Here is a 23,467-nt window from a genome sequence, read left to right on the forward strand (position 1 = left end):
GGCGGAAAGGCTTCCAGAATCGGTTGCCTGAGTTTGCGACTGGCCTTGTGGGCAGACGATATAAATTCTTGGATTGCCGAGAGGTAGGATTCGGCGGCGTGTAGTTTTACTACAAATCATCGGGCATTTCAGCTATTCGAATGTATATACGAGTAGTAAAACTACAGATGAGCGGCTTGTGGCCTCCGGCTACGTTGTGAGAATAATCGTTAAGGTTGGTCTTTTGCCAACCGAAAAAGGTGAAAGCTTGATGCTGCCTGCCAAAAATAAAGAAATTTCAGCTATTTCTAACCTTTGTTCGACAGTCGATCAGGTAGTGCAATTTGAAAATTCACTACATGCAGCCTCCTACACGCCGATCAAGGATAGACCATGAGCCTCCCTACGCTTGCTGAACTGCCCGGCATTCTCCTGCCGTTTGTCACCCGCGCCGAGCAGTCGTTCCGTGCGGCCGTCGATGCTCTTGATGATGATCATGGCCTGTCCGCCTGGACGCCTGAGCGCTGGGCGCAATTCGCCCGCGTCACCGCCGCCAGCGACTTCGTGATTGAACAGAGCGCACGTGACCCTTTGATGTTGCTGGCGCTGGTGCAGTCCGGTGAGCTGGACCGTGGCTATGCTCCCGGCGAACTGTGCGCGCAGATTGCGGCAGCGGTGAACGCGGCTGAAACCGAAGACGAGCTCGGTCGCGCCCTGCGTCGCCAGCGCACCCGCCATCAAGTGCGGATCATCTGGCGCGACCTGACCCGTCAGGCCGATCTGGTCCAGACCTGCCGCGACCTCTCGGACATGGCCGATGCGAGCATCGATCAGGCCTATCAGTGGTTGTACTCGCGGCATTGCCAGCAGTTTGGCGTGCCCACCGGCCGGCGCAGCGGCGAGCCGCAGCAAATGGTCATTCTCGGCATGGGCAAACTCGGCGCGGTCGAGTTGAACCTGTCGTCGGACATCGACCTGATCTTCGCCTACCCCGAGGGCGGCGAAACCGTCGGCGTGAAACGCTCGCTGGATAATCAGGAGTTCTTCATCCGCCTCGGTCAGCGCGTGATCAAGGCGCTGGACCCGATGACCGTTGACGGCTTCGTGTTCCGCGTCGACATGCGCCTGCGCCCTTACGGTTCGTCGGGTGCGCTGGTGTTGAGCTTCAACGCGCTGGAGCAGTATTACCAGGATCAGGGCCGTGACTGGGAACGCTACGCGATGATCAAGTCGCGGGTGGTGGCCGGCGACCAGGTGGCCGGCGCACAGCTGCAAGACATGCTGCGCCCGTTCGTTTACCGGCGTTACCTGGACTTCTCCGCCATCGAAGCGCTGCGCACGATGAAGCAGCTGATTCAGCAGGAAGTTCGGCGCAAAGGCATGGCCGACAACATCAAGCTCGGCTCCGGCGGCATCCGCGAAGTCGAGTTTATCGCCCAGGCGTTCCAGCTGATCCACGGTGGCCGCGATCTGAGCCTGCAACAACGTCCTCTATTAAAAGTACTGAGCACGCTGGAAGGTCAGGGTTACCTGCCGCCGACGGTGGTCAGCGAGCTGCGCGAAGGCTACGAATTCCTGCGTTACACCGAGCACGCGATCCAGGCGATTGCCGACCGCCAGACGCAGATGTTGCCGGACGGGGCGCAGGATCAGGCGCGCATTGCCTTTATGTTGGGCTTCGCCGATTGGGACGCCTTTCATGAGCAGCTGATGTATTGGCGCGGTCGCGTGGCCTGGCACTTTGGCCAGGTGATCGCCGACCCTGATGAAGAGGAAGGCACCGAAAGCGAAGTGGTGGTCGGCGGTGAATGGCTGCCATTGTGGGAGGAGGCGCAGGACGAAGAGGCCGCTTGTCGCCAATTGGAGGAGGGCGGTTTCGCCGATGCCACCAAAGCGCTGAAGGCCTTGGCCAGCCTGCGCAGCAGCCCGCAATTGCGCGCGATGCAGCGTCTGGGGCGCGAACGCCTTGATGCGTTCATTCCACGGTTGCTGGCCCAGGCGGTCGAGCACGCCAACCCGGACCTGGTGCTGGAGCGCGTGCTGCCACTGGTCGAAGCGGTGGCCCGACGCTCCGCGTACCTGGTGCTGCTGACTGAAAACCCCGGCGCGCTGCGACGTTTGCTGACCTTGTGCGCCGCGAGCCCGTGGATCGCTGAACAGATCACGCGCTTCCCGCTGCTGCTCGACGAATTGCTCAACGAAGGCCGGTTGTTCAAGCCGCCCTTGGCGCCGGAACTGGCCGCCGAGTTGCGCGAGCGCCTGACGCGAATCCCCGAGGATGACCTCGAACAACAAATGGAAGCCCTGCGTCATTTCAAACTGGCGCACCGTTTGCGCGTCGCCGCGTCGGAAATCGCCGGCAGCCTGCCGCTGATGAAAGTCAGTGATTACCTGACCTGGCTCGCTGAAGCGATCCTCGAACAAGTGCTTGCCCTGGCCTGGCGCCAGACCGTGGCCAAGTACGGCACGCCGCAGCGCACCGATGGCACCTTGTGCGATCCCGGCTTCATCATTGTCGGTTACGGGAAAGTCGGCGGTCTGGAACTCGGGCATGGTTCGGACCTGGACCTGGTGTTCATTCATGATGGCGATCCGCAGGCAGAAACCGACGGGCCGAAACCGATCGACGGCGCGCAATTTTTCACCCGGCTGGGGCAGCGGATCATTCACTTGCTCACCGCCCAGACCAACTCCGGTCAGCTGTATGAGGTGGACATGCGCCTGCGACCATCCGGTGCTTCGGGCCTGCTGGTGAGTTCGCTCGGGGCGTTTGCCCGTTATCAGGAAAACGAAGCCTGGACCTGGGAGCATCAGGCGCTGGTACGGGCGCGGGTGCTGGTGGGCAGTCAGGATGTCGGCCAGGCGTTCGAGAAGGTTCGCGCGGCGATATTGGGCAAAGTTCGGGATTTGCCGACCTTGCGTCAGGAGGTCAGTGAGATGCGCGCGAAGATGCGCGATAACCTTGGCAGCAAGAGCACCGCGGCCGGCACCGGGGCGAATGCCTTCGAAGCCACGGCGCCGTTCGATCTCAAGCAGGACGCGGGAGGTATCGTCGATATTGAATTTATGGTGCAATACGCGGCTCTGGCGTGGTCCGAAACACACCCGCCATTGCTGCGCTGGACCGACAATATCCGCATTCTGGAAGAGCTGGAACACGAAGGGCTGATGCCCGCCGAAGACGCCAGCCTGTTGCGCGAGGCCTATAAAGCCTACCGCTCCGCCGCGCACCGGCAGGCCTTGCAGAAGGACGCCGGGGTGATACCGGGCGACCAGTTCGCGGACGAGCGGCGGCAGGTATTGCGGATCTGGCGCGAGCTGGGATTGAGCTGAATCTCGCCAGTTGGAGCGACGAAATTCAAATGTGGGAGCGAGCCTGCTCGCGATGAGGCCGTAACATGTAGCATTTATGTTGACTGTCACGCCGCCATCGCGAGCAGGCTCACTCCCACAGTAGATCTGCAGTGTTTTGTAGAATTCTCGAGGCGGGGAGGCGTATGCCTCCCCGGTTCGTTTTTGGAAACCACATGAAAATTCTGATCGTTGGGCCCAGTTGGGTCGGTGACATGGTGATGGCGCAGACACTGTTTCAGTGTCTCAAGCAACGCCACCCGCAATGCGAAATCGACGTGCTGGCCCCCGAGTGGAGCCGGCCGATTCTTGAGCGCATGCCCGAAGTTCGCCAGGCCTTGAGCTTTCCGCTCGGCCACGGCGCGCTGGAACTGGCGACGCGTCGGCGCATCGGCAAATCCCTGGCCGGTCAGTACGACCAGGCGATCCTGCTGCCCAATTCCCTGAAGTCGGCGCTGGTGCCGTTCTTCGCCGGCATCCCGAAACGCACCGGCTGGCGTGGCGAGTTCCGCTACGGCCTGCTCAATGACGTGCGCACGCTGGACAAAGAACGTTACCCGCTGATGATCGAGCGCTTCATGGCGCTGGCGTACGAGCCCGGCCTTGAACTGCCGAAACCGTATCCGCGCCCGAGCTTGCAGATCGATCCGGTCACCCGTGAAGCGGCGCTGGCCAAATTCGGCCTGAGCCTCGACCGTCCGGTGTTGGCGCTGTGCCCCGGCGCCGAGTTTGGCGAGTCCAAGCGCTGGCCGTCCGAGCATTACGCCCAGGTCGCCGAAGCGAAGATTCGCGAAGGCTGGCAAGTCTGGCTGTTCGGTTCGAAAAATGATCACGCCGTGGGCGAAGACATTCGCGCGCGGCTGATTCCCGGCCTGCGTGAAGAGTCGGTGAACCTCAGCGGCGGCACGTCCCTGGCCGAGGCCATCGACCTGATGTCCTGCGCCGATTCGGTGGTGTCCAACGATTCCGGCCTGATGCACGTCGCGGCGGCACTGAACCGCCCGTTGGTGGCGGTGTACGGCTCGACGTCGCCGGGCTTCACGCCACCGCTGGCCGAACATGTCGAGATCGTGCGCCTGGGTATCGAATGCAGCCCGTGCTTTGATCGCACGTGCCGCTTTGGTCATTACAACTGCCTGCGCCAGCTGATGCCGCAAGCGGTGAACGAAGCCTTGCAGCGGTTGCAGGGCACTGTGGTCGAGGTCAAATAGTTTGCGGGTTCTGCTGATCAAGACTTCTTCGCTGGGCGACGTGATTCATGCGTTGCCGGCGTTGACCGACGCATCCCGGGCGATTCCCGGCATCACGTTCGACTGGGTGGTGGAAGAAGGTTTCGCCGAGATCCCGACCTGGCACCCGGCCGTGGGCAAGGTGATTCCGGTGGCGATCCGTCGCTGGCGCAAGAACATCTGGCAAACCATCAAGAGTGGCGAGTGGAAGCGCTTCAAGCAAAGCGTTCGCGCCACCAAATATGATCTGGTGATTGACGCGCAAGGCCTGTTGAAAAGCGCGTTGCTGACCCGCTACGTCAAGGCGCCGGTGGCGGGCCTGGATAAAGGTTCGGCGCGGGAGCCGATTGCTGCGCGCTTCTATGATCGGCGGCTGGCGGTTGCCCGTGGCCAACACGCGGTGGAGCGAGTGCGTCAGCTGTTCGCCATCGCCCTGGGGTACGACTTGCCGAAAGGTCTGGGCGATTACGGCCTGAACGTCGAGCGCCTGGTGGAATTGCCGCGCAAGAATCCGTATGTGCTGTTCCTGCACGGCACCACCTGGGACACCAAACACTGGCCTGAAGCCTATTGGCGCGAACTGGCCGAGCGCGTTGGCTATCTGGGCGTCGGCGTGAAGCTGGCGTGGGGCAATCCGGCCGAGAAGGCCCGGGCTGAACGCATCGCCAAAGACATGCGCCATGTTGAAGTGCTGCCCAAGTTGAACCTGGCGGGCATCGGCAAAGTGCTGGCCGGCGCGCAAGCGTGCGTGGCGGTGGACACCGGCCTTGGTCACCTTGCGGCCGCACTCGATGTGCCAACGCTGTCGCTGTTCGGTCCGACCAACCCCGGCCTGACCGGCGCGTATGGCAAGGCACAGATTCACATGGCCAGCGATTTCCCCTGCGCACCCTGCCTGCAAAAGAAATGCACCTATCAACCGACGGCCGAAGATGCCCGCCGGTTTGACCTGAAACGCGAGTCGCCGCTGTGCTTCACGCGTTTGAATCCCGAGCGTGTCGCGACCCGACTGAGCACGTTGTTACTGGCTGAGGAGCTGCGCTGATGCAATTGGCATTCGTCTTGTACAAGTATTTTCCGTTCGGGGGCTTGCAGCGCGATTTCATGCGCATTGCCCTGGAATGCCAGCAGCGCGGTCATCAGATTCGTGTCTACACGCTGATCTGGGAAGGCGACATCCCGCCGGGTTTCGAAGTGCTGGTGGCGCCGGTCAAGGCGTTCTTCAATCATCGCCGCAACGAGAAACTCAGCGAGTGGATGGAGGCCGATCTGGCCAAGCGTCCGGTGGACCGCCTGATCGGTTTCAACAAAATGCCAGGACTGGACGTCTACTACGCCGCCGACGGCTGCTTCGAAGACAAGGCGCAGAACCTGCGCAACTCGCTGTACCGTCGTTGGGGCCGCTACCGGCACTTCGCCGAGTACGAGCGTGCGGTGTTCGCCAAGGACGCCAAGACTGAAGTGCTGATGATCTCCGAAGTCCAGCAGCCGCTGTTCATCAAGCATTACGACACGCCGCTGGAACGCTTCCATTTGTTGCCGCCGGGCATTTCTCAGGACCGTCGTGCGCCACCGAATGCGGCTGAGATTCGTGCCGGGTTCCGTCGTGAATTCAACTTGCAGGACGACGAGTTGTTGCTGGTGCAGATCGGCTCCGGGTTCAAGACCAAGGGCGTGGATCGCAGCCTCAAGGCACTGGCCGCATTGCCCGCTGACCTGAAGAAACGCACCCGGCTGTTTGTAATTGGCCAGGATGACCCCAAGTTATTCCAGGTGCAGAGCGCCACCTTGGGGCTCGGTGATAACGTGACGTTCCTCAAGGGCCGCAGCGATATCCCGCGTTTTCTGCTGGGTGCTGACCTGTTGATCCACCCGGCGTACAACGAAAACACCGGGACCGTGTTGCTCGAGGCCCTGGTGGCCGGGTTGCCGGTACTGGTCAGCGCCGTGTGCGGTTACGCTCATTACATCGCCGAGGCCGACGCCGGCCTGGTGCTGGATGAACCCTTCGATCAGGCGCAACTAACGCAATACCTGACCAGCATGTTGAACGACGCTCAAGCACGGGCGGCCTGGAGCCGCAACGGTCTGGCTTTCGCCGAGACGGCCGACCTCTACAGCATGCCGCAACACGCGGCCGATGTGATTCTGGCGGAGCACGCTAAATGAAGTTGATGCTGGCTGAACCGTTCAAGAGCCTTTGGGCCGGGCGCGACCCGTTCGCCGAAGTCGAAGGCTTGCAGGGCGAGGTTTATCGCGAGCTGGAAGCGCGCCGGACCTTGCGCACTGAAGTGAACGGCCATGGTTTTTTCGTGAAGATCCACCGTGGCATTGGCTGGGGTGAGATCTTCAAGAACCTGCTGACCGCCAAACTGCCGGTGCTCGGTGCGGGCCAGGAGTGGAAAGCCATCCAGCGCCTGCAGGAAGTCGGTGTGCCGACCATGACCGCTGTCGCCTACGGTGAAAAGGGCAGCAACCCGGCGGATCAGCATTCGTTCATCGTTACCGAAGAGCTGGCGCCGACCGTCAGCCTCGAAGATTTCAGTATCGACTGGGTCAAGCAACCGCCGGAGCCCAAACTCAAGCGCGCGCTGATCGCCGAAGTCGCGCGCATGACCGGCATGATGCACCGCGCCGGGGTCAACCATCGCGACTGCTACATCTGCCACTTCCTGTTGCACACCGATAAACCGGTGACCGCCGACGATTTCAAACTTTCGGTGATCGACCTGCACCGCGCCCAGACCCGCCCGACGATTACCCAGCGCTGGCGTAACAAGGATCTGGCGGCGCTGTACTTCTCGGCCCTGGACATCGGCTTGACCCAGCGCGACAAATTGCGTTTCCTCAAGGGCTACTTCCAGCAACCGCTGCGCCAGGTTCTGTCGGAAGAAGCGGGGCTGCTCGCCTGGCTGGAAGGCAAGGCCAACAAACTCTACGACCGTAAACAGCGATACGGGGATGCGCTCTGATGTCGGGCTGGAAACTGGAACCTGCTTATAGCGAGCTGGCAGAAGATTTCGGCAGCCTTGAAGCGGTGTTTGCGCTTAAGGGCGAGCGACTGACTCACGACCCGTTGTCCGAAGTCATCCGCGTCAATCGCAATGGCGTCAACTATTACGTCAAGCGTTACGTCGGCGCGGGCAAGGGCTTGCGCCGTTATCTGGGCAAGCCGCGGGTGAAAATGGAGTGGCAGAACCTCAAGCGCTTCGCCAAATGGGGCATTCCCACTGCTGAAGTGGTGGCCTGGGGCCTGGAGCGGCGCGGTGCGGCGTACGCTCGCGGGGCGATGATTACCCTTGAACTGCCGCAAACCGTGGACCTGTCCATCCTGGCTGAACGGCATGATCCAAAACTGGCGGATCGCGCCTGGGTCGATCATGTCAGTCGGCAATTGGCCGGTTACACCCGGACCATGCACGACCACCGCTTCACCCATAACGATCTGAAGTGGCGCAACCTGTTGATCGACGACCAGGCCCGGCTGTTCCTGATCGATTGCCCCAACGGTAATTTCTGGCGCGGCTTCTGGCTCAAGTACCGTATCACCAAGGATCTGGCGTGCCTGGACAAGGTCGCCAAGTATCAGCTGTCGGCGACTCAACGCCTGCGCTTTTACCTGCAATACAGCCAACGGACACGACTCAATGCCGCCGACAAAAAACGGATCCGGCACGTGGTTAGATTTTTCGAGGGACGCGAATGACTGATTTTCTGGCTGCTGAAGACCGTGCGCTACTGGAGCGCCACGGCCTCGGCAACTTCGATGCGCTTTGGGCCAGGCAGCTTGATGCTGTGGATGAGCCCAACACCGTGCGCGGTGGCTGGAGCAGCGTGTTTCGGCTGGATCTTGAAGGTCACGGCTTCTACCTCAAGCGGCAAAGCAACTACCAGATGCGCACGTTGCATGCGCCGTTTGGCGAACCCAGTTTTGCCCGGGAATTTCGCAACATCAGTCGTTATGAAAAGCTTGGCATTCCGGCGCTGAAGGCGGCGTTCTTCGGTGAGCGCAAAGTCGATGGCGAAGTCCGGGCGATTCTGCTGACCCGTGCGCTGGACGGTTGGGATGACCTGGATTCGCTGTTGCAGCGCTGGTCGGAGTTAAGTGGTGCGCAGCACTCGGCGATTTTGCAGGCGTGTGGCGAGCTGGCTCGGCGCCTGCACGCGGCGCGTCAGGTTCATGGCTGCTTCTATCCCAAACACATTTTTCTGCGGGCCACGGGCGACGGTTACCAGGCTCAATTGATCGACCTGGAGAAAACCCGGCCGCTGCTGTGGGGCCGACGTGACCGGGTCAAGGATCTGGAGCCGTTGACGCGGCGGGCGCCCGAGTGGAGCGATGCGCAGGTGCGTGAATTACTGGCCGCTTACCTGGATCAATCGCAGGACAGTTCGCTGATCGACAGCTGGCTGGCGCGACTGACCGCGCGGCGCAGCCACAAGGAGGCGCGCTGATGCGTTTGTCCGAACTGAAAAACACCGGCCGTAGCCCGGCTCTGCCGCTGAGCGTTTCACTGGCCGATGCCGCCGGCCCTGCCGAGTTGCAATTGTTGAGCCTGTTGCGGGTGTTGCCGGGCCAGCGTTATGTCGGCGCCGGTGTCTGGCGTGGCCGTCCGGTGCTGGCCAAGTTGTTGGTCGGCACCAAGGCGGCCCGGCATTTCCAGCGTGAGCTGGACGGTGTGCGCTTGCTCGCCGCTCAAGGTCTGACCACGCCGCAGCTGCTGGCCGACGGCTTGAAGGACGGCGAGGGCGGCTGGCTGCTGTTCGATTTCCTTGAAGGTGCCGAGAGCCTGGGGGATACCTGGAAACAGGTCGAGCACCTGCCGGTGCTCGCGGATGGGCAAGGGGCCGTGTTGGCCGAGGCGTTGGGCGCGATCGGCCAGATGCACCGCAAAGGGCTGTGGCAGGAAGACCTGCATCTGGACAACCTGCTGCGCCAGGGCGGTCGACTGTATCTGATCGACGGCGCGGGGATCTGCAGCGAAACCCCCGGCCAGCCATTGTCGCGGCAGAAAGTCCTGGAAAACCTCGGGGTGTTTTTCGCCCAGTTGCCCAAGGCGCTGGAGCCTTTCACCGAAGAATTGCTGGTGTATTACCTGCTGAGCAATGGCGAGCATGCCTTGCCCATGGAAGCGTTGCAGAAACAGATCGATAAGGTCCGCAGCTGGCGCCTCAAGGACTTCCTGATCAAGGTCGGACGCGAATGCACGCTGTTCAGCGTGCAGCGCGGGGCCTTCGGGTTGCGGGCGATTCGTCGCGAGGAAGAAGCGGCGATGTTGCCGGTGCTGGAACGGGCCGATGCATTGCTCGATCAGAGCCATCTGTACAAGACCGGCGGCGCGGCGAGTGTCGGAAAAGTCGCGGTGGACGGTCGGACGCTGGTAATCAAACGCTACAACATCAAAGGCTTTGCCCACTGGCTCAAGCGCTTCTGGCGCCCGAGCCGTGCCTGGCACTCATGGCGCGAAGGCAATCGGCTGGCATTCCTTGGTATTGCCACGCCGAAACCGCTGGCCGTGTTGGAAAAACGTTTTCTCTGGTTGCGCAGCCGGGCGTATCTGGTGACCGAGCATTTGGCGGGGCCGGACATCATCGAGCGGTTTGCGCCGTACGTTGAAAGCGGTGAAGCGCCCGAGGCAGAGCTGGTGGCGCTGGATCAGTTGTTTGCAGAGCTGATTCGCGAGCGGATCAGTCATGGCGACTTCAAGGGCCACAACCTGTTCTGGCAGGAAGATCGCTGGGCACTGATCGATCTGGACGCGATGCGTCAGCACGGCTCGCTCGCCAGCTTCGCCCCGGCGTATGCGCGGGACCGGGCGCGGTTCATGCGCAATTGGCCTGAGAGCAGCGCGCTGTATCAGGTTATCGATCAGCGGCTGCCCAAAGAAATCGCCAGCGCTGCCTGAATCGGACCTTCGGTCCTATCGTCGGAACGCCGCCCGGAGCCGGCTCGCTCCCACATTGGATTTGTGTTCACAGTAAATCAATTGTGGGAGCGAGCCTGCTCGCGATGGGGCCGGCACAGCCACCGGAGATCAGGCGGACAAGTTCTTATGAAATGTCCTACATGATCCCCAGACCCCATGAACTGTGCCCTGAATAGCCGCAATGCTAGTTTGCCTGACGTTCATGGAGGGCAAATCTTGACGATCAAAACGGCTGTTCTGCTCGGCACATTCTCACTGGCGCTATCTGGCTGCGGCACCGCCGTCACCGTCCTGCAAAATGACGAAGACGCGGCGCGTGACCTGCGCAAACAAAAAACCTACTGCCAGTCCATCCCGCGAATCTACAGCGGGATGGCCTACGATTTTTGTGTGCTGAATGCACCGCCGGACCCCACGGGTTTTCTTGTACCACTGGTTTTGCTGGACCTGGCGTTGTCCGGTGCACTGGACACCGTTGCCTTGCCGTACACGATTTACCGGCAGGGGGCCGATGGCAATCTCAGGATTTACTGGCGGCCGGGTCGCGGATGATCCTGGCCATGCGTCCTGGCCTTGGGTCATGTTTACGCCGCTGATAACCGTAGGGTCATTCCCGGCATGTTTACGCTATAATCCCGCCCTTTAGCTGTCTCTCGCCCCTTGCGAGGGCACATTAATTTTTGAGGCGCGTTGCGCCTGCATGCAGACTAAAGAGGCTAGACCCCTGTGGCATTGACGATTCTTGGCCTGTCCGGCGCCCTTAGCCATGATCCTTCCGCAGCCTTGTACATCGACGGCAAGCTGGTCGCGGCGGCTGAAGAAGAGCGCTTTGTGCGCGATAAACATGCAAAGAACCGCATGCCATACGAATCGGCGAAGTTCTGCCTCGAGCAGGCGGGCATCAAGCCGTCCGACGTTGACGTGGTTGCGATTCCGTTCGCACCGATCAGCCTGTTCGGCAAGGCACGCTGGCATTACGCCAAGCGTTACTGGTACGCCCCGGACCGCGCCCTCGACGCGATCCTGATGGGCAACCGTCGCTACAAGCGCTATCGCAACAAGATCGTCTGGTGCCTGGAGCAGCTGGGCTTCGACCCAAAGAAAATCAAGATCGAGCCCGTCGAGCATCACCTGGCTCACGCTTCCAGCGCTTACCACTGCTCCGGTTTCAAAGAGAAAACCGCGATCCTCGGCATCGACGGCAAGGGTGAGTACGCCACGACCTTCTTCGGTTACGGCGAAAACGGCAAGATCCACAAGATCAAGGAATTCTTCGATCCGGATTCCCTCGGCGGCCTGTACGGTGCGATCACCGAGTTCCTCGGTTTCGAGATGCTCGACGGCGAGTTCAAAGTCATGGGCATGGCGCCGTACGGCGACGCCAGCAAGTACGACTTCTCGCGCCTGGCCTCGTTCGAGAACGGCGAGCTGGTGATCAACACCGACTACGCCAACGTCATCGGCCTGCGCCGTTATAAAGAGAAGGGCAAGGGTTTCTACTTCTCGCCGAAGCTGATCGAGTGGCTGGGTCCCAAGCGCGAAGGCGACATCGCCGACGAGCCGTACATCCACTACGCCGCGAGCATGCAAGCGCTGTTCGAGAAACTGGCGTTGCAGATGATCGACCATTACCTGGGCGACGTACTCAAGGAAACCGGCAAGCTGGCCTTCGCCGGCGGCTGTGCGTTGAACGTCAAGCTCAACCAGAAAATCATCGCCCGTGACGACGTCAAAGAGCTGTTCGTCCAGCCTGCGTCCGGCGATGCCGGCACTGCGGTCGGCGCGGCGGCTTACGTGTCTCACGCCCGTGGTGTGCCGGTCGAGAAGATGGAACACGTCTACCTCGGCCCGTCGTACAGCAACGAAGACGTGCTGGCAGCATGCGCCCGTCACCCGAGCAAGCCGGTATGGCGCAAGCTCGATAACATGCCGGAAAACATTGCTAAAATCATGGTCGATGGCAACCCGGTTGCGTGGTTCCAGGGTCGCATGGAGTTCGGTCCGCGTGCCTTGGGCGGTCGTTCGATCATCGGTTGCCCGAGCGCGACCGGCGTGGCTGACCGCATCAACCACCAGATCAAGTTCCGCGAGCGCTGGAGGCCTTTCTGCCCGTCGATGCTCGACACCGTCGCACCGCAGATGATCAAGATCGATCACCCGGCGCCGTTCATGACCTTCACCTTCGAAGTGGCTGAAGAGTGGAAAACCCGCGTGCCGGAAGTCGTCCACGAAGACGGCACGTCCCGGGCCCAGGTGCTCAAGCGCGAATACAACCCGCGCTACTACGACATGATGAAGGCGCTGGAAGTACTGACCGGCAACGGCGTGTCGCTGAACACGTCGCTCAACCGTCGTGGCGAGCCGATGATCTGCTCGCCAACGGATGCCCTGAACATGTTCTTCGGCTCCGACCTGCAGTATCTGATCATGGAAGACATCCTGGTGGTCAAAGAGGGCGCGGACGCATATGACACGCTCGGCTGAACGCCATGTGCTGCAGTTCTGTCACGGCTATGACGGGCCGTTTCTGGACTGCGCCCGGCAGTACGCCAGCCTGTTCGCGGGGACCGGATATCGAGTGACCACGGTGTTTCTGACCGGGGTTGCAGACAGCGAGGTTGCCGCGGGCTGTGCTTCCGATGAAGTGTTGTTCATGGAATACAGCTCCAAGGCCATTCGTGGCCTGAAGCTGGGTGCCATCGGCGATCTGCGCAAGATCGCCGCTTCGCGCAACTTCAGCTTCTGCATCGCTCATCGTTTCAAGCCGATCTACATCGCCTTGTTGGGCACTTCGTTGCCGGTCATCGGTGTGCATCATGCGTTTGATGACTACAAGCGCGGCACTCGCAAGCTCTTCGCCCATATTTTCCGCAAGCGCCTGAGCCTGCTCGGGGTTTCCGACGCGGTGCGCGATGACATGCGCGGTTGCTTGCCGAAATGGCCGGCCGGGCGGATTCAGACGCTCTATAACCGCATCGATGTGCAAACCTTGCAAGACAGCCAGGTGTCCGTTCGTGAAGCCCGGGAAACCCTGGGGTTGTCGATGGATGCCTGGGTTGTCGGCAACGTCGGGCGGCTGCATCCGGACAAGGATCAGGCCACGTTGCTGGAAGGTTTTGCGACGGCTCTGCCGGGTTTGCCGGCTAACAGCCAACTGGTCATTTTGGGTACCGGTCGGCTGGAGCAGGACCTCAAGGCCCAGGCCCGCGAGTTGGGCATTGGCGATCGCGTACTGTTCCTTGGGCAGGTGCCCGAGGCTCGGCGTTATTTCCGTGCCTTCGATGTGTTTGCCCTGAGTTCCGATCACGAGCCGTTCGGCATGGTGTTGCTGGAGGCCATGGCTGCCGGCGTGCCGTTGCTCGCCACGGCGTGTGGCGGCGCGAAGGAAGTGGTGGAAGGCGTTGGCATTCTGTTCCCGTTGGGCGATGCCGGGCACCTGGCTCAAGGGCTGCACCATCTGGCCGCAATGGATGAACAACAACGTCGCCAGTGCGCCGAGCTGATGCTCGACCGCCTGCGTGAGCGCTTCTCCGACCGTGCCGTACGCGATGCTTTCTGGCGTTTGCCACACGTTACCGAACTGGCGCCGAGGGGCTGATGCTCAACCGACTACAAGGCTGGCGCGAGCGTGGCTGGGCGGTGGTCGATGCCTCGACATACGCCGAGGCCTGGCACCGTTACGGCGGCAGCGTCGCGACGCATCCGATGGTCGTCGAACGACTGGCTCATTTGGCCGGCATTCCCGTGCGCTATCTGGCCTGGGCGCAAAACGGTGACGTCCAGGCAGCCATCCCGACCTGGGGGCGCGACCTTGCCTTGTCCAAGGACGTGCTCAAGCGCAACGGTAAAAAAGGCCTGTTCGACCTCGGCAATGCCGAGCTCATCCTGCCGGCCGCTGCTGATACGCAAGCGCCCCTGCGCCATCGCGCTCGTTATCTGTCAGCACTGAATGAAGGCCGCTTCGCCGGCATCAGGTTGCAGGCTGAACAATTGGCCATGGCTCGCACTCCGGAAGAGCTGTCGAAGAAGTTTCGCTACAACCAGCGCCGCGAATTGCGCTTGCTGGAGGAGGCGGGCGGCGTGGTGCGGCCGGTCAGCGAGTTTTCCAGCCGAGAACTGGCCGCGATTTATTGCGACCTGTTTCAGCGTCGCTGGGGCTTTGCGGCCACCGGCGCCGAGCGCATGGGCGAAGTGATCGAGTTGTTGCGTGATTTGTTGATCGGCTCGGTGATTTTCCTCAACGACGCGCCAATCGCGATTCAACTGGTTTACCGCGTCGAAGCGCCGCAATGGATCAGTGTCGAGTACATCAATGGTGGCGTGGACCCGCAAACCCGTGAATTCAGCCCTGGCAGCGTGCTGAGCTTTCTCAATACGCAAAGTGCCTGGGAGCATGCGCGAGCGCTGGACAAGCCCCTGCGCTTCTCCTTCGGTCGCGCCGATCGTGAATACAAGGATCGCTGGTGCAATCCTGTGCCAGTCTTCACCGTATGAGCCAATCCATGAGCCGTAAACAGCAATTGCTCAAGCGCCATCGGCGCCAGAAACGCATCGGCCTGCTGGTCGCGCTGGTGCTGTTGATTGCCATCGGCGTGCTGGTGGCCTGGTGGTTGCCGCTGATTCTGGCGGTCCTGGGCTGGATCGCTCACGAAGCATGGTTTGCCGACCATTTGTTTTATTCGCCCAAAGACGATTACGAGTACAGCTTCCCGCCCTATACCCAACAACCCAAGGTTCACCTGGACGGTGAGCATTTGCGGCTGGATGACGGCGTCATGCTGGTGGACGACGCGACCCTGGTGCTGGCGTTACGGATCAAAAGCACCTGGCTGGGGCGCTTTCTCGATCCAATAGTGGAGCTGTCGGGTGGCGACAGTCCGGACCGGCAAGTCTTTGAGCGCGGTGTGAGCGGTCTGCGTTACCTCAACCTCAGCGGCCAGGCGCAGGTTCTGTCCAAAGGCGAGTTGCGTTTGCGCGGGCGTTTCTGCCGATTGCTCGGCGAACCGGTACTTTGGGCGTTCGAACATCCGGATTACAGCAATCGGCGGGTGATGGTGATCGCGCCCCATGCCGACGATGCCGAATTGGCCGCGTTCGGCTTGTACAGCAGTGCCAGCGAAAGCTGGATCGTGACCTTGACCGCCGGTGAAATCGAGGCCGAACACTATCAGCAGATGGGGCTCAAAGGCGTCGAAGCATCCCGCTTGAAAGGTTCGCTTCGCGCCTGGGACAGTATCAGCGTGCCATTGTGGGGCGGCGTACCTCAGGAACGCTGTGTCCAGCTGGGCTACTTCTGTCTACAGTTGCCTGCCATGCAAAACGCGCCAGCCGAGGCCGTGTTGTCCCGCGAGGCGCAACTGGGCGATACCCGTTATTTTCGCCGATTCAATCCGTTCGCCCTGGGCAGTGATGTGGATGGCGTGCCGTCCTGGAACAACCTGCTGGCCGACCTGAAAGAGCTGATCGAGCGCATTCAGCCCCAGGTCATTGTCTTGCCGCATCCGCGCTTTGACCCGCACCCGGACCACCTGTGTTCGCAACAAGCAGTGATGCAGGCGCTGGGCGCTACAGCCTGGCAGCCCGAGACTTTGTTGCATTACGCCAATCACCTGCACGATAACGATCGCTGGCCAATGGGCGATGCCGGTGCGGGTGTGGCGATGCCTCCGCAGATCAGTGCCGAAGAGCCATTGCGCCCCTGGTCGCTTTGTCTGTCGACCGAAAAACAGTGGCACAAGGCCATGTCGTTGGGCATGATGCACGACCTTCAGCCGCGACTTCCCCTCAAGCGTTTACTCCGCCGGGCGATACAACGTTGCCTGGCTGCCAGGCAATGGCCGGCTTTCGGCGAAAACGAGTTCTTCCGTAAAGCGGTGCGACGCCATGAATTATTCTGGGTCCATGAGCTGTCGGGAAAGAGAGAGACCAATTGAAAGTTCTGTTTCTGGTGCAGAAAGAGCAGCGAGCGATCCTCGACCGGCTGTATGACGGTATCGCTGAGCAGTGCGAGTGTGACAAGCGCGAATTGACCAGTGAGGAACAGGACGACTTGCGTGGCTACTTTCGCAAGCACGTAGATGTCTCTCGCTATGACCGGATCGTGTTCTTCCTGCGCTTCAAAAAAGAAATCAGACAGGTGAGGTTCATACAGACCCTGCCCAATCTGGTTATTCTGGAACACGATGCGTACCAGAATTACATTCCGTGCAAGTACACCGGAAAGTTCAGCGCCCATTACCGCAAGTTGCCCTGGGCGCGGGTGATCAGCTCGGGTTACATGGTCAGCCAGCGCCTGTGCAATGAAGGCTTTGACGCGCATTTCGTGCCCAAGGGCTACGATCAGGCGCTGTTGCAGAACCGTCAGCGTGAACGTGACATCGAGCTGGGTTTCGTCGGCAGCCTGAACAGTGTTGCCTATGCCGGACGCAGGGCGATGCTCGAGTCCGTGGCCGAAGTCGAAAACCTGCTGATCACGCGCACCAAGTCGGGTGAGGAATACTGCGAGACGTTGAGCCGGATCCGTTATTTCGTGAGTGCCGATGTCGGCATGGGCGAATACATGATCAAGAATTTCGAGGCTATGGCCTGTGGTTGTGTGTTGTTTGCTTACGATCAGGGCGAAGAAGAGAATCGCGCACTGGGCTTTGTCGATATGCACAACATTGTGCTTTATCGAACGCGCGATGAATTGAGGGAAAAACTCGCGGTGTTGCGTGAGTCCCCGCAACTGACCGAGTCCATTTCATTGGCCGGGCAGGCTCTGGTAGAGCAGCGTTACACCTTCCGCGCCGTTGGGCATGCGATTGTCGACGCCCTGCGCGCGCCGCTACGCGAGCACGTTCCGCTGGGCTGGAAAGAAAAAATACGCTTAACGCTCGGGCTGTGAAGCCGGCGGTCAAACCACTAATGGAGCGGTGTAAATAAATGCTGTTCAGCGAGACTAGCGACATTTCGGTCGTCATCACCAGTTGCGGTCGCTTCGATCTGTTGAAGCGAACCCTGGAGACGTTTGACCGGTTCAATACGGCTCCCATCCGCAAGGTATTCATTACCGAGGACTCCGGCGACAGCGCCGTCGAGGCCTGCATTCCGGAGCACTGGCGGGCGCATACCCGGTTCTTCATCAACAATCCGCGACTGGGGCAGCTACGATCCATCGATGCGGCCTATGCCGAGGTGCAGACCTCGTGGATTTTCCACTGCGAAGATGACTGGGACTTCTACCGCGAAGGCTTTATCGAAGAGTCCCAATGCTTGCTGGAAGAAGATCCGCAAGCCTTGCAGGTGTGGCTGCGCAGCTTCAATCATGACCTCAAGGTTCACAGTCCTTATGTGTTTTTGAACGAGCGCAAAGTCAGCCACGGCATTCCTTTCTATGTGCTGGGCTCGCACAAGGCCGACTGGCAGGGCTTCTCCCTGAACCCGGGCTTGCGACGCCGTGCCGATTACCTGATTCATGCACCGTACTCCGCTTTTTCCGGAGAGAAAGACCTGTCGCGCCTGTATGCCGGCGAAAACCGCTATGCGCTGATTCTGGAGAACGACGCGGTACTGCACACCGGTTTCGGTGAGCACGTGGTGGTTCCACAGGAGCGGCAAAACAAGTTAAGGCGTAAACGTCTCGATCGAATCAAGCTGGTCGTGGCCCTGATTCTTGGTGTGGCAATAGGTTGGGTAGTCAATGGAATTTAGCGGCATGAAGCCAGGAAAAATCACCATCACGTCGTACTTCGGGGCAGCACTTTGCTTGTTCCTGTTGAGTTTTGTGGTGGGCTGGTCTTCGAAGTGGACCAACAACCTGTATTACGGCCTGATGGTTTTGCCTGGGCTGGTCTTTCTGGTCAAGGAGCGCGGGGCAGGCCTGTTCAAGCTCCCGTTGGCGCTGGGGTGGCTGGCTTTCCTGTTGTGGTTTCTGGTTCCGGCGACGATTGCCGGACATGCGCAGTTCTTCAAGCACATTTTCTATGTGCTGATGTTCGTGATGGTCGTGGGCGCCCTCACCAATCCACAGTTTTTCCGCAGCTCGGCCTTCGTTCGTGCGCAGTTCTGGGTCCTGACGTTGTACGTGTTCAGTTCGGCGATCTACGCCTGGGTGACCGGTGAGTATGCCGTCGGCATCCGTGTCGGACTGCTTCCAGGGCGTCTGGAAAATGTCATCTATGCCAGTATCTGGCTGTTCTGCGCATTGGGGCTGGCGCTGCCGATGTGGGTCAAGGAGCGGAGGCTGATCGAAGGTGGCCTGGCTGTCTTCCTGGCGGTGTTCGCCGTGGTCTTTGTCATGCAGACACGCACCGCGTTGGTGGGCGGAGCCTTCCTGCTGGGCGCCTGGCTGCTTTACGCGCTTTACAAGAAGCCGCGCCTGGTGGGCAGTGCGATGGCGGTTGGCCTGGTGATTCTCGGTCTGTTGTTCTGGATGGTGCACAACGAGCTTTGGTTCCTGTCCCTGTGGAACCGGGGTGATTCGTACCGCATCGAAATCTTCCACATCATGATCGGCGAGTGGCGCAACTGCGGTTGGGCGCTGGGCTGCGGCATCGGTTTCCATACTGAACAGTTGCTCGATGGCACGATGCCGATCCAGCATCCGCACAATATCTTCGTGGCCATGGGGCTTTACGGCGGTGCGGTGGCGTTGCTGCTGTTTGTCGGGTTGATGGTGGCTTCGCTGTGGCAAGCCTGGCGTCTGCGCGATGCGTGGGGTGTTTACCTGGCGTGTGCGTTGGTGATGCTGAACTTCGATGGAAGTTTGCTGATCGGCAACCCGGACGAGTTGTGGCCACTGGTGTTGCTGCCTTCGGCGATGATTCTCTCGCGTGTATTGAAAGCGCGACGCCAGGCACTGGCGTAATGCCTGACCTTCGCCTCCTCCCCGGAGGCGAAGGTGTCCAGATCATTTTTGCAGGGCGATGCTCAATTCTTCCGCAGAGCAAACGCTCTGGGTCTGGCCATAATTCTGCATGAACACCTCACCGCGATCGTCGAGCAACCACTGGCGATCCTGCGGGTAACGCACCATATGCTTGAAGTTGCGCAGCCGCAGGGTCTTGCGCAGCGGACGGCGATAGACCCGCATATCGGCAATGTCGATCAAACCCAATTGATGCTCGGGCGTCAGCACGATGTTGCCCAGGTGCGCCGAGCGGAAATAGATCCCTCGCTCATGCAGGGTCGCCATGAACGCCCCCAACTGGCCGCGCAGCGGATCAGCGTCGCCTTCGTCGTCCAGCAACTGGCGCAGGGTCTGACCCGGTAACGGATCGTAGTGCACGGCATCGCGCTCGATACTCGCGATGCGGTAGACCTGACGAATCGACGGGCAGGGAATGTGCCGTTCACGCAATGCATCACAATTGTCGGCAAAACGTTTGGCGTACGGATACCAGGCGGCCGACGTCAACAGACGCTTGCGGCGGAACAGCTTGAGGATCGAGCCGTCCGTCAACCGCAGCACCTTGTCTCCCGAACCATCCGCTTCAAGGACTTGTGCACCCTCGCGCAGGGCGAGGTATCGGGTGTGGTCAAGCGCTTGCATCAATACTCCGGGGTCGACGCCGTGAGGCATGGATAGCCGGCCATATTACCGCAGCTCAGCGACTAAAATGGCCTGTGTTACACTCGCGGGCTCTTTTCTCATACAACGGGTTCTCATGACTAGCCCTGATTCGCCTGCGCCGTCGAGCTTGAAGATTTACCTGCGCCTGCTGTCGTATGTGCGCCCGTACTGGGGCCTGTTTGCCATCAGTATCATTGGCTTCGTGATTTTTGCCTCGACACAGCCGATGCTGGCCGGGATTCTCAAATACTTCGTCGACGGCTTGAGCAACCCGGAAGCGGTGCTGTTCCCGAATGTTCCCTACCTAAAAGACTTGCAGTTGCTGATGGCCGTGCCGCTGCTGATCATCCTGATCGCGGCATGGCAAGGCCTGGGGTCGTTCCTGGGCAACTATTACCTGGCCAAGGTCTCCCTCGGTCTGGTCCATGACCTGCGCGTCGAGCTGTTCAACAAATTGCTGGTTTTGCCCAACCGCTATTTCGACACCCATAACTCCGGGCACCTGATTTCGCGTATCACCTTTAACGTGACCATGGTCACCGGTGCTGCCACGGATGCCATCAAAGTGGTCATTCGCGAAGGCCTGACCGTGGTGTTCCTGTTTGCCTACCTGTTGTGGATGAACTGGCAACTGACCCTGGTGATGCTGGCGATCCTGCCGATCATCGCGATCATGGTCAGCAGCGCCAGCAAGAAATTCCGCAAGCAAAGCAAGAAGATCCAGGTGGCGATGGGCGACGTGACACACGTGGCGTCCGAAACCATTCAGGGCTATCGCGTGGTGCGCAGCTTCGGCGGTGAAAGCTATGAAGAGCGGCGCTTTGCCGAAGCCAGTCAGGGCAACACCGACAAGCAATTGCGCATGACCAAGACCGGCGCGGTCTACACGCCGATGCTGCAGTTGGTGATCTACACCGCCATGGCGGTGCTGATGTTCCTCGTGTTGTTCCTGCGCGGTGATGCCACCGCAGGTGACCTGGTGGCCTACATCACCGCCGCCGGCCTGTTGCCGAAACCGATTCGCCAGTTGTCGGAAGTCAGTTCGACCATCCAGAAAGGCGTCGCCGGTGCCGAAAGCATTTTCGAGCAACTGGACGTCGAGCCTGAGATCGACACCGGCACCGTCGAGCGTGATCGCGTCAGCGGTCACCTTGAAGTGCGTAACCTGAGCTTCACTTACCCGGGTACCGACCGTGAAGTGCTGAAGAACATCAGCTTCACCGCAGCGCCGGGGCAAATGATCGCGCTGGTGGGACGTTCCGGTAGCGGCAAGTCGACCCTGGCCAGTCTGATTCCGCGTTTCTATCACCATGAAACCGGCGAAATCCTGCTCGATGACGTAGAAATCGAAGATTACCGTCTGCGTAATCTGCGTCGGCATGTGGCGCAAGTGACTCAGCATGTGACCCTGTTCAACGACTCCATCGCCAACAACATTGCCTATGGCGACCTCGCCGGCGCACCGCGTGCCGACATCGAAAAGGCCGCCGCGGACGCTTATGCGATGGACTTCATCTCGCAAATGCCGCAAGGCCTGGACACTCAGGTCGGCGAAAACGGCGTGTTGCTGTCCGGTGGTCAGCGTCAGCGTCTGGCGATTGCCCGGGCCTTGTTGAAGAACGCACCGTTGCTGATTCTCGACGAGGCGACCTCGGCGCTCGATACCGAATCCGAGCGGCACATTCAGGCGGCGCTGGATCAAGTCATGAAAGGTCGCACTACGCTGGTGATCGCTCACCGCTTGTCGACCATCGAGAAGGCCGACCTGATCCTGGTCATGGACCATGGGGAAATTGTCGAGCGCGGCACCCACGCCCAGCTCTTGGCGCAAAACGGCTACTACTCGCGCCTGCATGCGATGGGGCTCGATGCACCGGCAGAAAACATCGCCTGACCCGACGCGAGGGTGAGCCTGGCTCACCCTCGCGCTCACCGACGTGCAATGCGTCCGGTGAATTGTATCCAGACCTTTACCTTTCTTGACCAAACCTGAATAAATCTCGGCAACGCGCTTGTTAAGGTTCCTGAACGAACTTTGACTTCAATCGAGGGGGCCATCCCCTTCGCGCGGGTGCTGCAATGTTGCAACGTTATCTCTGGAAGCTGTTGCCCAAGACGCAACGGCAATTCTTGCTGGGGCGTCTGTCGGTCGTGGACCGTCAGGTGGTCAATCGGTCGATGTCGGCCAACTTGTGCTTTCCCCAGCCTTTCACACAGCGTTCCTGTCTGTTCATTCACGTCCCCAAATGCGCCGGGAGCAGCGTCTGTGCGGCGCTGTTCGATGGCTGGAGCCCGGGGCACTTGCCCTTGTACTGGTACGAACAGCAATTTCCCGAGCAGTTTGCCGACAGTTTCAAGTTTGCTTTTGTTCGCGATCCGCTGGAAAGGGCGTACTCGGCCTACGCTTTTCTGCGGGGCAACGAGCTGAGCCTGCGCGACCGACCCGCGCAAAAACTGGTCAGCCATTACCGCGATTTCGACGATTTTGTCGCTCGCTGGCTGCACCCGGAAACGATCCAGCGGCAGCTGCATTTTGCTGCGCAAACGGATTTTCTCACCGATTCCTTCGGGCACCTGGCGCTGGATTTCATTGGCTATCAGGAGCATCTGGAGCGTGACTTTCAGCGCGTGTGCGAGCAGGTGGGCGACGCGGTGCCGCTGCCGCACATCAACAGCTCGCAGCAGCGGCGCGCGACGCCTGCCCGTGACTTCTGCTCGGTACGCACCCGCCGGTTGGTACGGCGGGTGTACCAGCGCGATTACGAGATGCTCGGTTATGAATGAGGCGCTGTCGATGTCAGTCCCCGGGATCAGGCCTTATGCGTTGTCGCTGTCGATCAACGACCGTGCCGCGATCAAATCGCAGCGGCCGCGTTGCCTCTGGCTGACGGGGTTGTCCGGCGCGGGCAAGTCAACGCTGGCCAATGCCCTGGAGCTGCAACTCAACGAGCTCGGTCGGCATACCTTTGTGCTCGATGGTGACAATCTGCGCGCCGGTCTGTGTCGTGACCTGGGGATGGGGGCTGAGTGTCGTCGGGAAAATATCCGGCGCATGGCCGAAGTGGCGCGGCTGATGGTCGATGCCGGCCTGATCGTGATTGTTGCGGCGATTTCGCCGTTTCGGGCCGAGCGTGAAGCGGCGCGGCGCCTGTTCGCCGAGGGCGATTTTATCGAGGTGTATGTGAGCACCTCGTTCGCGGTGTGCGCACAGCGCGACCCAAAAGGTTTGTACCGGGCGGCCCGGCAAGGACGGATCAAGGATTTCACGGGGATCGACAGTCCCTACGAGGCACCGTTGTGCGCCGAGTGTGAAATCGACACGCAAACGCTGGAGATGGCAGACGCTTGCCGGCGGTTATCGGGTTTATTGCTCAATAAATGAGCAATAAACCCTGCAAAATCATCCCGTTGCAGCCGCCACACAAGCC

General features: G+C 60.3%; 21 protein-coding genes. 20 read left to right on the top strand and 1 reads right to left on the bottom strand.

The genetic code is table 11. From position 1 onward, the window contains the following. Positions 1 to 178 precede the first annotated feature (178 nt). The 17 genes from KGB27_RS15645 (at position 179) to KGB27_RS15725 (ending at position 19,334) form a co-directional block, all read left to right on the top strand. Positions 179 to 376: a hypothetical protein gene (locus tag KGB27_RS15645; protein ID WP_157214357.1), complete on the top strand. Its 198-nt coding sequence runs from the start codon at positions 179 to 181 to the stop codon at positions 374 to 376. After that, positions 373 to 3,312, top strand: a complete 2,940-nt coding sequence (gene glnE / locus KGB27_RS15650) for a bifunctional [glutamate--ammonia ligase]-adenylyl-L-tyrosine phosphorylase/[glutamate--ammonia-ligase] adenylyltransferase (RefSeq protein ID WP_223555216.1) — start codon at positions 373 to 375, stop codon at positions 3,310 to 3,312. The genes KGB27_RS15645 and glnE overlap by 4 nt, the downstream gene beginning before the upstream one ends. Positions 3,313 to 3,506: 194 nt before the next feature. Then, positions 3,507 to 4,541 (top strand): lipopolysaccharide heptosyltransferase II, encoded by a 1,035-nt coding sequence (waaF, locus tag KGB27_RS15655; protein WP_192226899.1) that lies wholly within the window; start codon positions 3,507 to 3,509, stop codon positions 4,539 to 4,541. Position 4,542: 1 nt separating this feature from the next. Beyond that, complete coding sequence (gene waaC, locus KGB27_RS15660; protein ID WP_008027853.1) at positions 4,543 to 5,604, top strand: lipopolysaccharide heptosyltransferase I; 1,062 nt, start codon at positions 4,543 to 4,545, stop codon at positions 5,602 to 5,604. Beyond that, a complete protein-coding gene (locus KGB27_RS15665; RefSeq protein WP_008027854.1) occupies positions 5,604 to 6,728 on the top strand; it encodes a glycosyltransferase family 4 protein in 1,125 nt (374 codons plus the stop codon). The genes waaC and KGB27_RS15665 overlap by 1 nt, the downstream gene beginning before the upstream one ends. Next, positions 6,725 to 7,531 (top strand): lipopolysaccharide core heptose(I) kinase RfaP, encoded by an 807-nt coding sequence (rfaP, locus tag KGB27_RS15670; RefSeq protein ID WP_008040354.1) that lies wholly within the window; start codon positions 6,725 to 6,727, stop codon positions 7,529 to 7,531. The genes KGB27_RS15665 and rfaP overlap by 4 nt, the downstream gene beginning before the upstream one ends. Then, complete coding sequence (locus KGB27_RS15675) at positions 7,531 to 8,265, top strand: lipopolysaccharide kinase InaA family protein (protein ID WP_008040356.1); 735 nt, start codon at positions 7,531 to 7,533, stop codon at positions 8,263 to 8,265. The genes rfaP and KGB27_RS15675 overlap by 1 nt, the downstream gene beginning before the upstream one ends. Further along, positions 8,262 to 9,014, top strand: coding sequence for a lipopolysaccharide kinase InaA family protein (locus tag KGB27_RS15680; protein ID WP_192226900.1), 753 nt, complete (start codon positions 8,262 to 8,264; stop codon positions 9,012 to 9,014). The genes KGB27_RS15675 and KGB27_RS15680 overlap by 4 nt, the downstream gene beginning before the upstream one ends. Continuing rightward, the gene (locus KGB27_RS15685) at positions 9,014 to 10,465 is read left to right on the top strand and encodes a lipopolysaccharide kinase InaA family protein (RefSeq protein WP_223555218.1); all 1,452 of its coding nucleotides are present in this window, start codon (positions 9,014 to 9,016) and stop codon (positions 10,463 to 10,465) included. The genes KGB27_RS15680 and KGB27_RS15685 overlap by 1 nt, the downstream gene beginning before the upstream one ends. A 237-nt stretch (positions 10,466 to 10,702) precedes the next feature. Then, positions 10,703 to 11,038, top strand: coding sequence for a YceK/YidQ family lipoprotein (locus tag KGB27_RS15690; RefSeq protein ID WP_192226902.1), 336 nt, complete (start codon positions 10,703 to 10,705; stop codon positions 11,036 to 11,038). Between the two features lie 174 nt (positions 11,039 to 11,212). Beyond that, positions 11,213 to 12,970, top strand: a complete 1,758-nt coding sequence (locus KGB27_RS15695; protein ID WP_008040362.1) for a carbamoyltransferase — start codon at positions 11,213 to 11,215, stop codon at positions 12,968 to 12,970. Further along, positions 12,954 to 14,084, top strand: coding sequence for a glycosyltransferase (locus KGB27_RS15700; protein ID WP_008040363.1), 1,131 nt, complete (start codon positions 12,954 to 12,956; stop codon positions 14,082 to 14,084). Before KGB27_RS15695 ends, KGB27_RS15700 begins: the two co-directional genes overlap by 17 nt. Then, complete coding sequence (locus KGB27_RS15705; RefSeq protein ID WP_192226904.1) at positions 14,084 to 14,980, top strand: antimicrobial resistance protein Mig-14; 897 nt, start codon at positions 14,084 to 14,086, stop codon at positions 14,978 to 14,980. The genes KGB27_RS15700 and KGB27_RS15705 overlap by 1 nt, the downstream gene beginning before the upstream one ends. A gap of 8 nt (positions 14,981 to 14,988) precedes the next feature. Further along, positions 14,989 to 16,419 (top strand): PIG-L deacetylase family protein, encoded by a 1,431-nt coding sequence (locus KGB27_RS15710; protein WP_223555220.1) that lies wholly within the window; start codon positions 14,989 to 14,991, stop codon positions 16,417 to 16,419. Continuing rightward, positions 16,416 to 17,372, top strand: coding sequence for a glycosyltransferase (locus KGB27_RS15715; RefSeq protein ID WP_223555222.1), 957 nt, complete (start codon positions 16,416 to 16,418; stop codon positions 17,370 to 17,372). Before KGB27_RS15710 ends, KGB27_RS15715 begins: the two co-directional genes overlap by 4 nt. Positions 17,373 to 17,410: 38 nt before the next feature. Next, positions 17,411 to 18,178: a hypothetical protein gene (locus KGB27_RS15720; RefSeq protein WP_008040375.1), complete on the top strand. Its 768-nt coding sequence runs from the start codon at positions 17,411 to 17,413 to the stop codon at positions 18,176 to 18,178. Positions 18,179 to 18,182: 4 nt separating this feature from the next. Beyond that, positions 18,183 to 19,334, top strand: a complete 1,152-nt coding sequence (locus tag KGB27_RS15725) for an O-antigen ligase family protein (protein ID WP_008040383.1) — start codon at positions 18,183 to 18,185, stop codon at positions 19,332 to 19,334. A 42-nt stretch (positions 19,335 to 19,376) separates the two neighbouring features. On the opposite strand, the gene KGB27_RS15730 is transcribed toward KGB27_RS15725, so the two are convergent. After that, a complete protein-coding gene (locus KGB27_RS15730; protein WP_008040384.1) occupies positions 19,377 to 20,018 on the bottom strand; it encodes a hypothetical protein in 642 nt (213 codons plus the stop codon). A gap of 115 nt (positions 20,019 to 20,133) precedes the next feature. Here KGB27_RS15730 and msbA point away from each other — a divergent pair, with 115 nt between their 5' ends. The 3 genes from msbA to cysC all read left to right on the top strand — a co-directional run bounded on the left by msbA (position 20,134) and on the right by cysC (position 23,421). Further along, the gene (msbA, locus tag KGB27_RS15735) at positions 20,134 to 21,933 is read left to right on the top strand and encodes a lipid A export permease/ATP-binding protein MsbA (protein WP_223555224.1); all 1,800 of its coding nucleotides are present in this window, start codon (positions 20,134 to 20,136) and stop codon (positions 21,931 to 21,933) included. A 185-nt stretch (positions 21,934 to 22,118) separates the two neighbouring features. Then, positions 22,119 to 22,823, top strand: coding sequence for a sulfotransferase family 2 domain-containing protein (locus tag KGB27_RS15740; protein ID WP_223555227.1), 705 nt, complete (start codon positions 22,119 to 22,121; stop codon positions 22,821 to 22,823). Next, positions 22,816 to 23,421, top strand: a complete 606-nt coding sequence (gene cysC / locus KGB27_RS15745; protein ID WP_192226909.1) for an adenylyl-sulfate kinase — start codon at positions 22,816 to 22,818, stop codon at positions 23,419 to 23,421. Before KGB27_RS15740 ends, cysC begins: the two co-directional genes overlap by 8 nt. Positions 23,422 to 23,467 lie beyond the last annotated feature (46 nt).

It is taken from the genome of Pseudomonas sp. BF-R-01, from assembly GCF_019946615.1.
GTDB classification, from domain to species: domain Bacteria; phylum Pseudomonadota; class Gammaproteobacteria; order Pseudomonadales; family Pseudomonadaceae; genus Aquipseudomonas; species Aquipseudomonas migulae.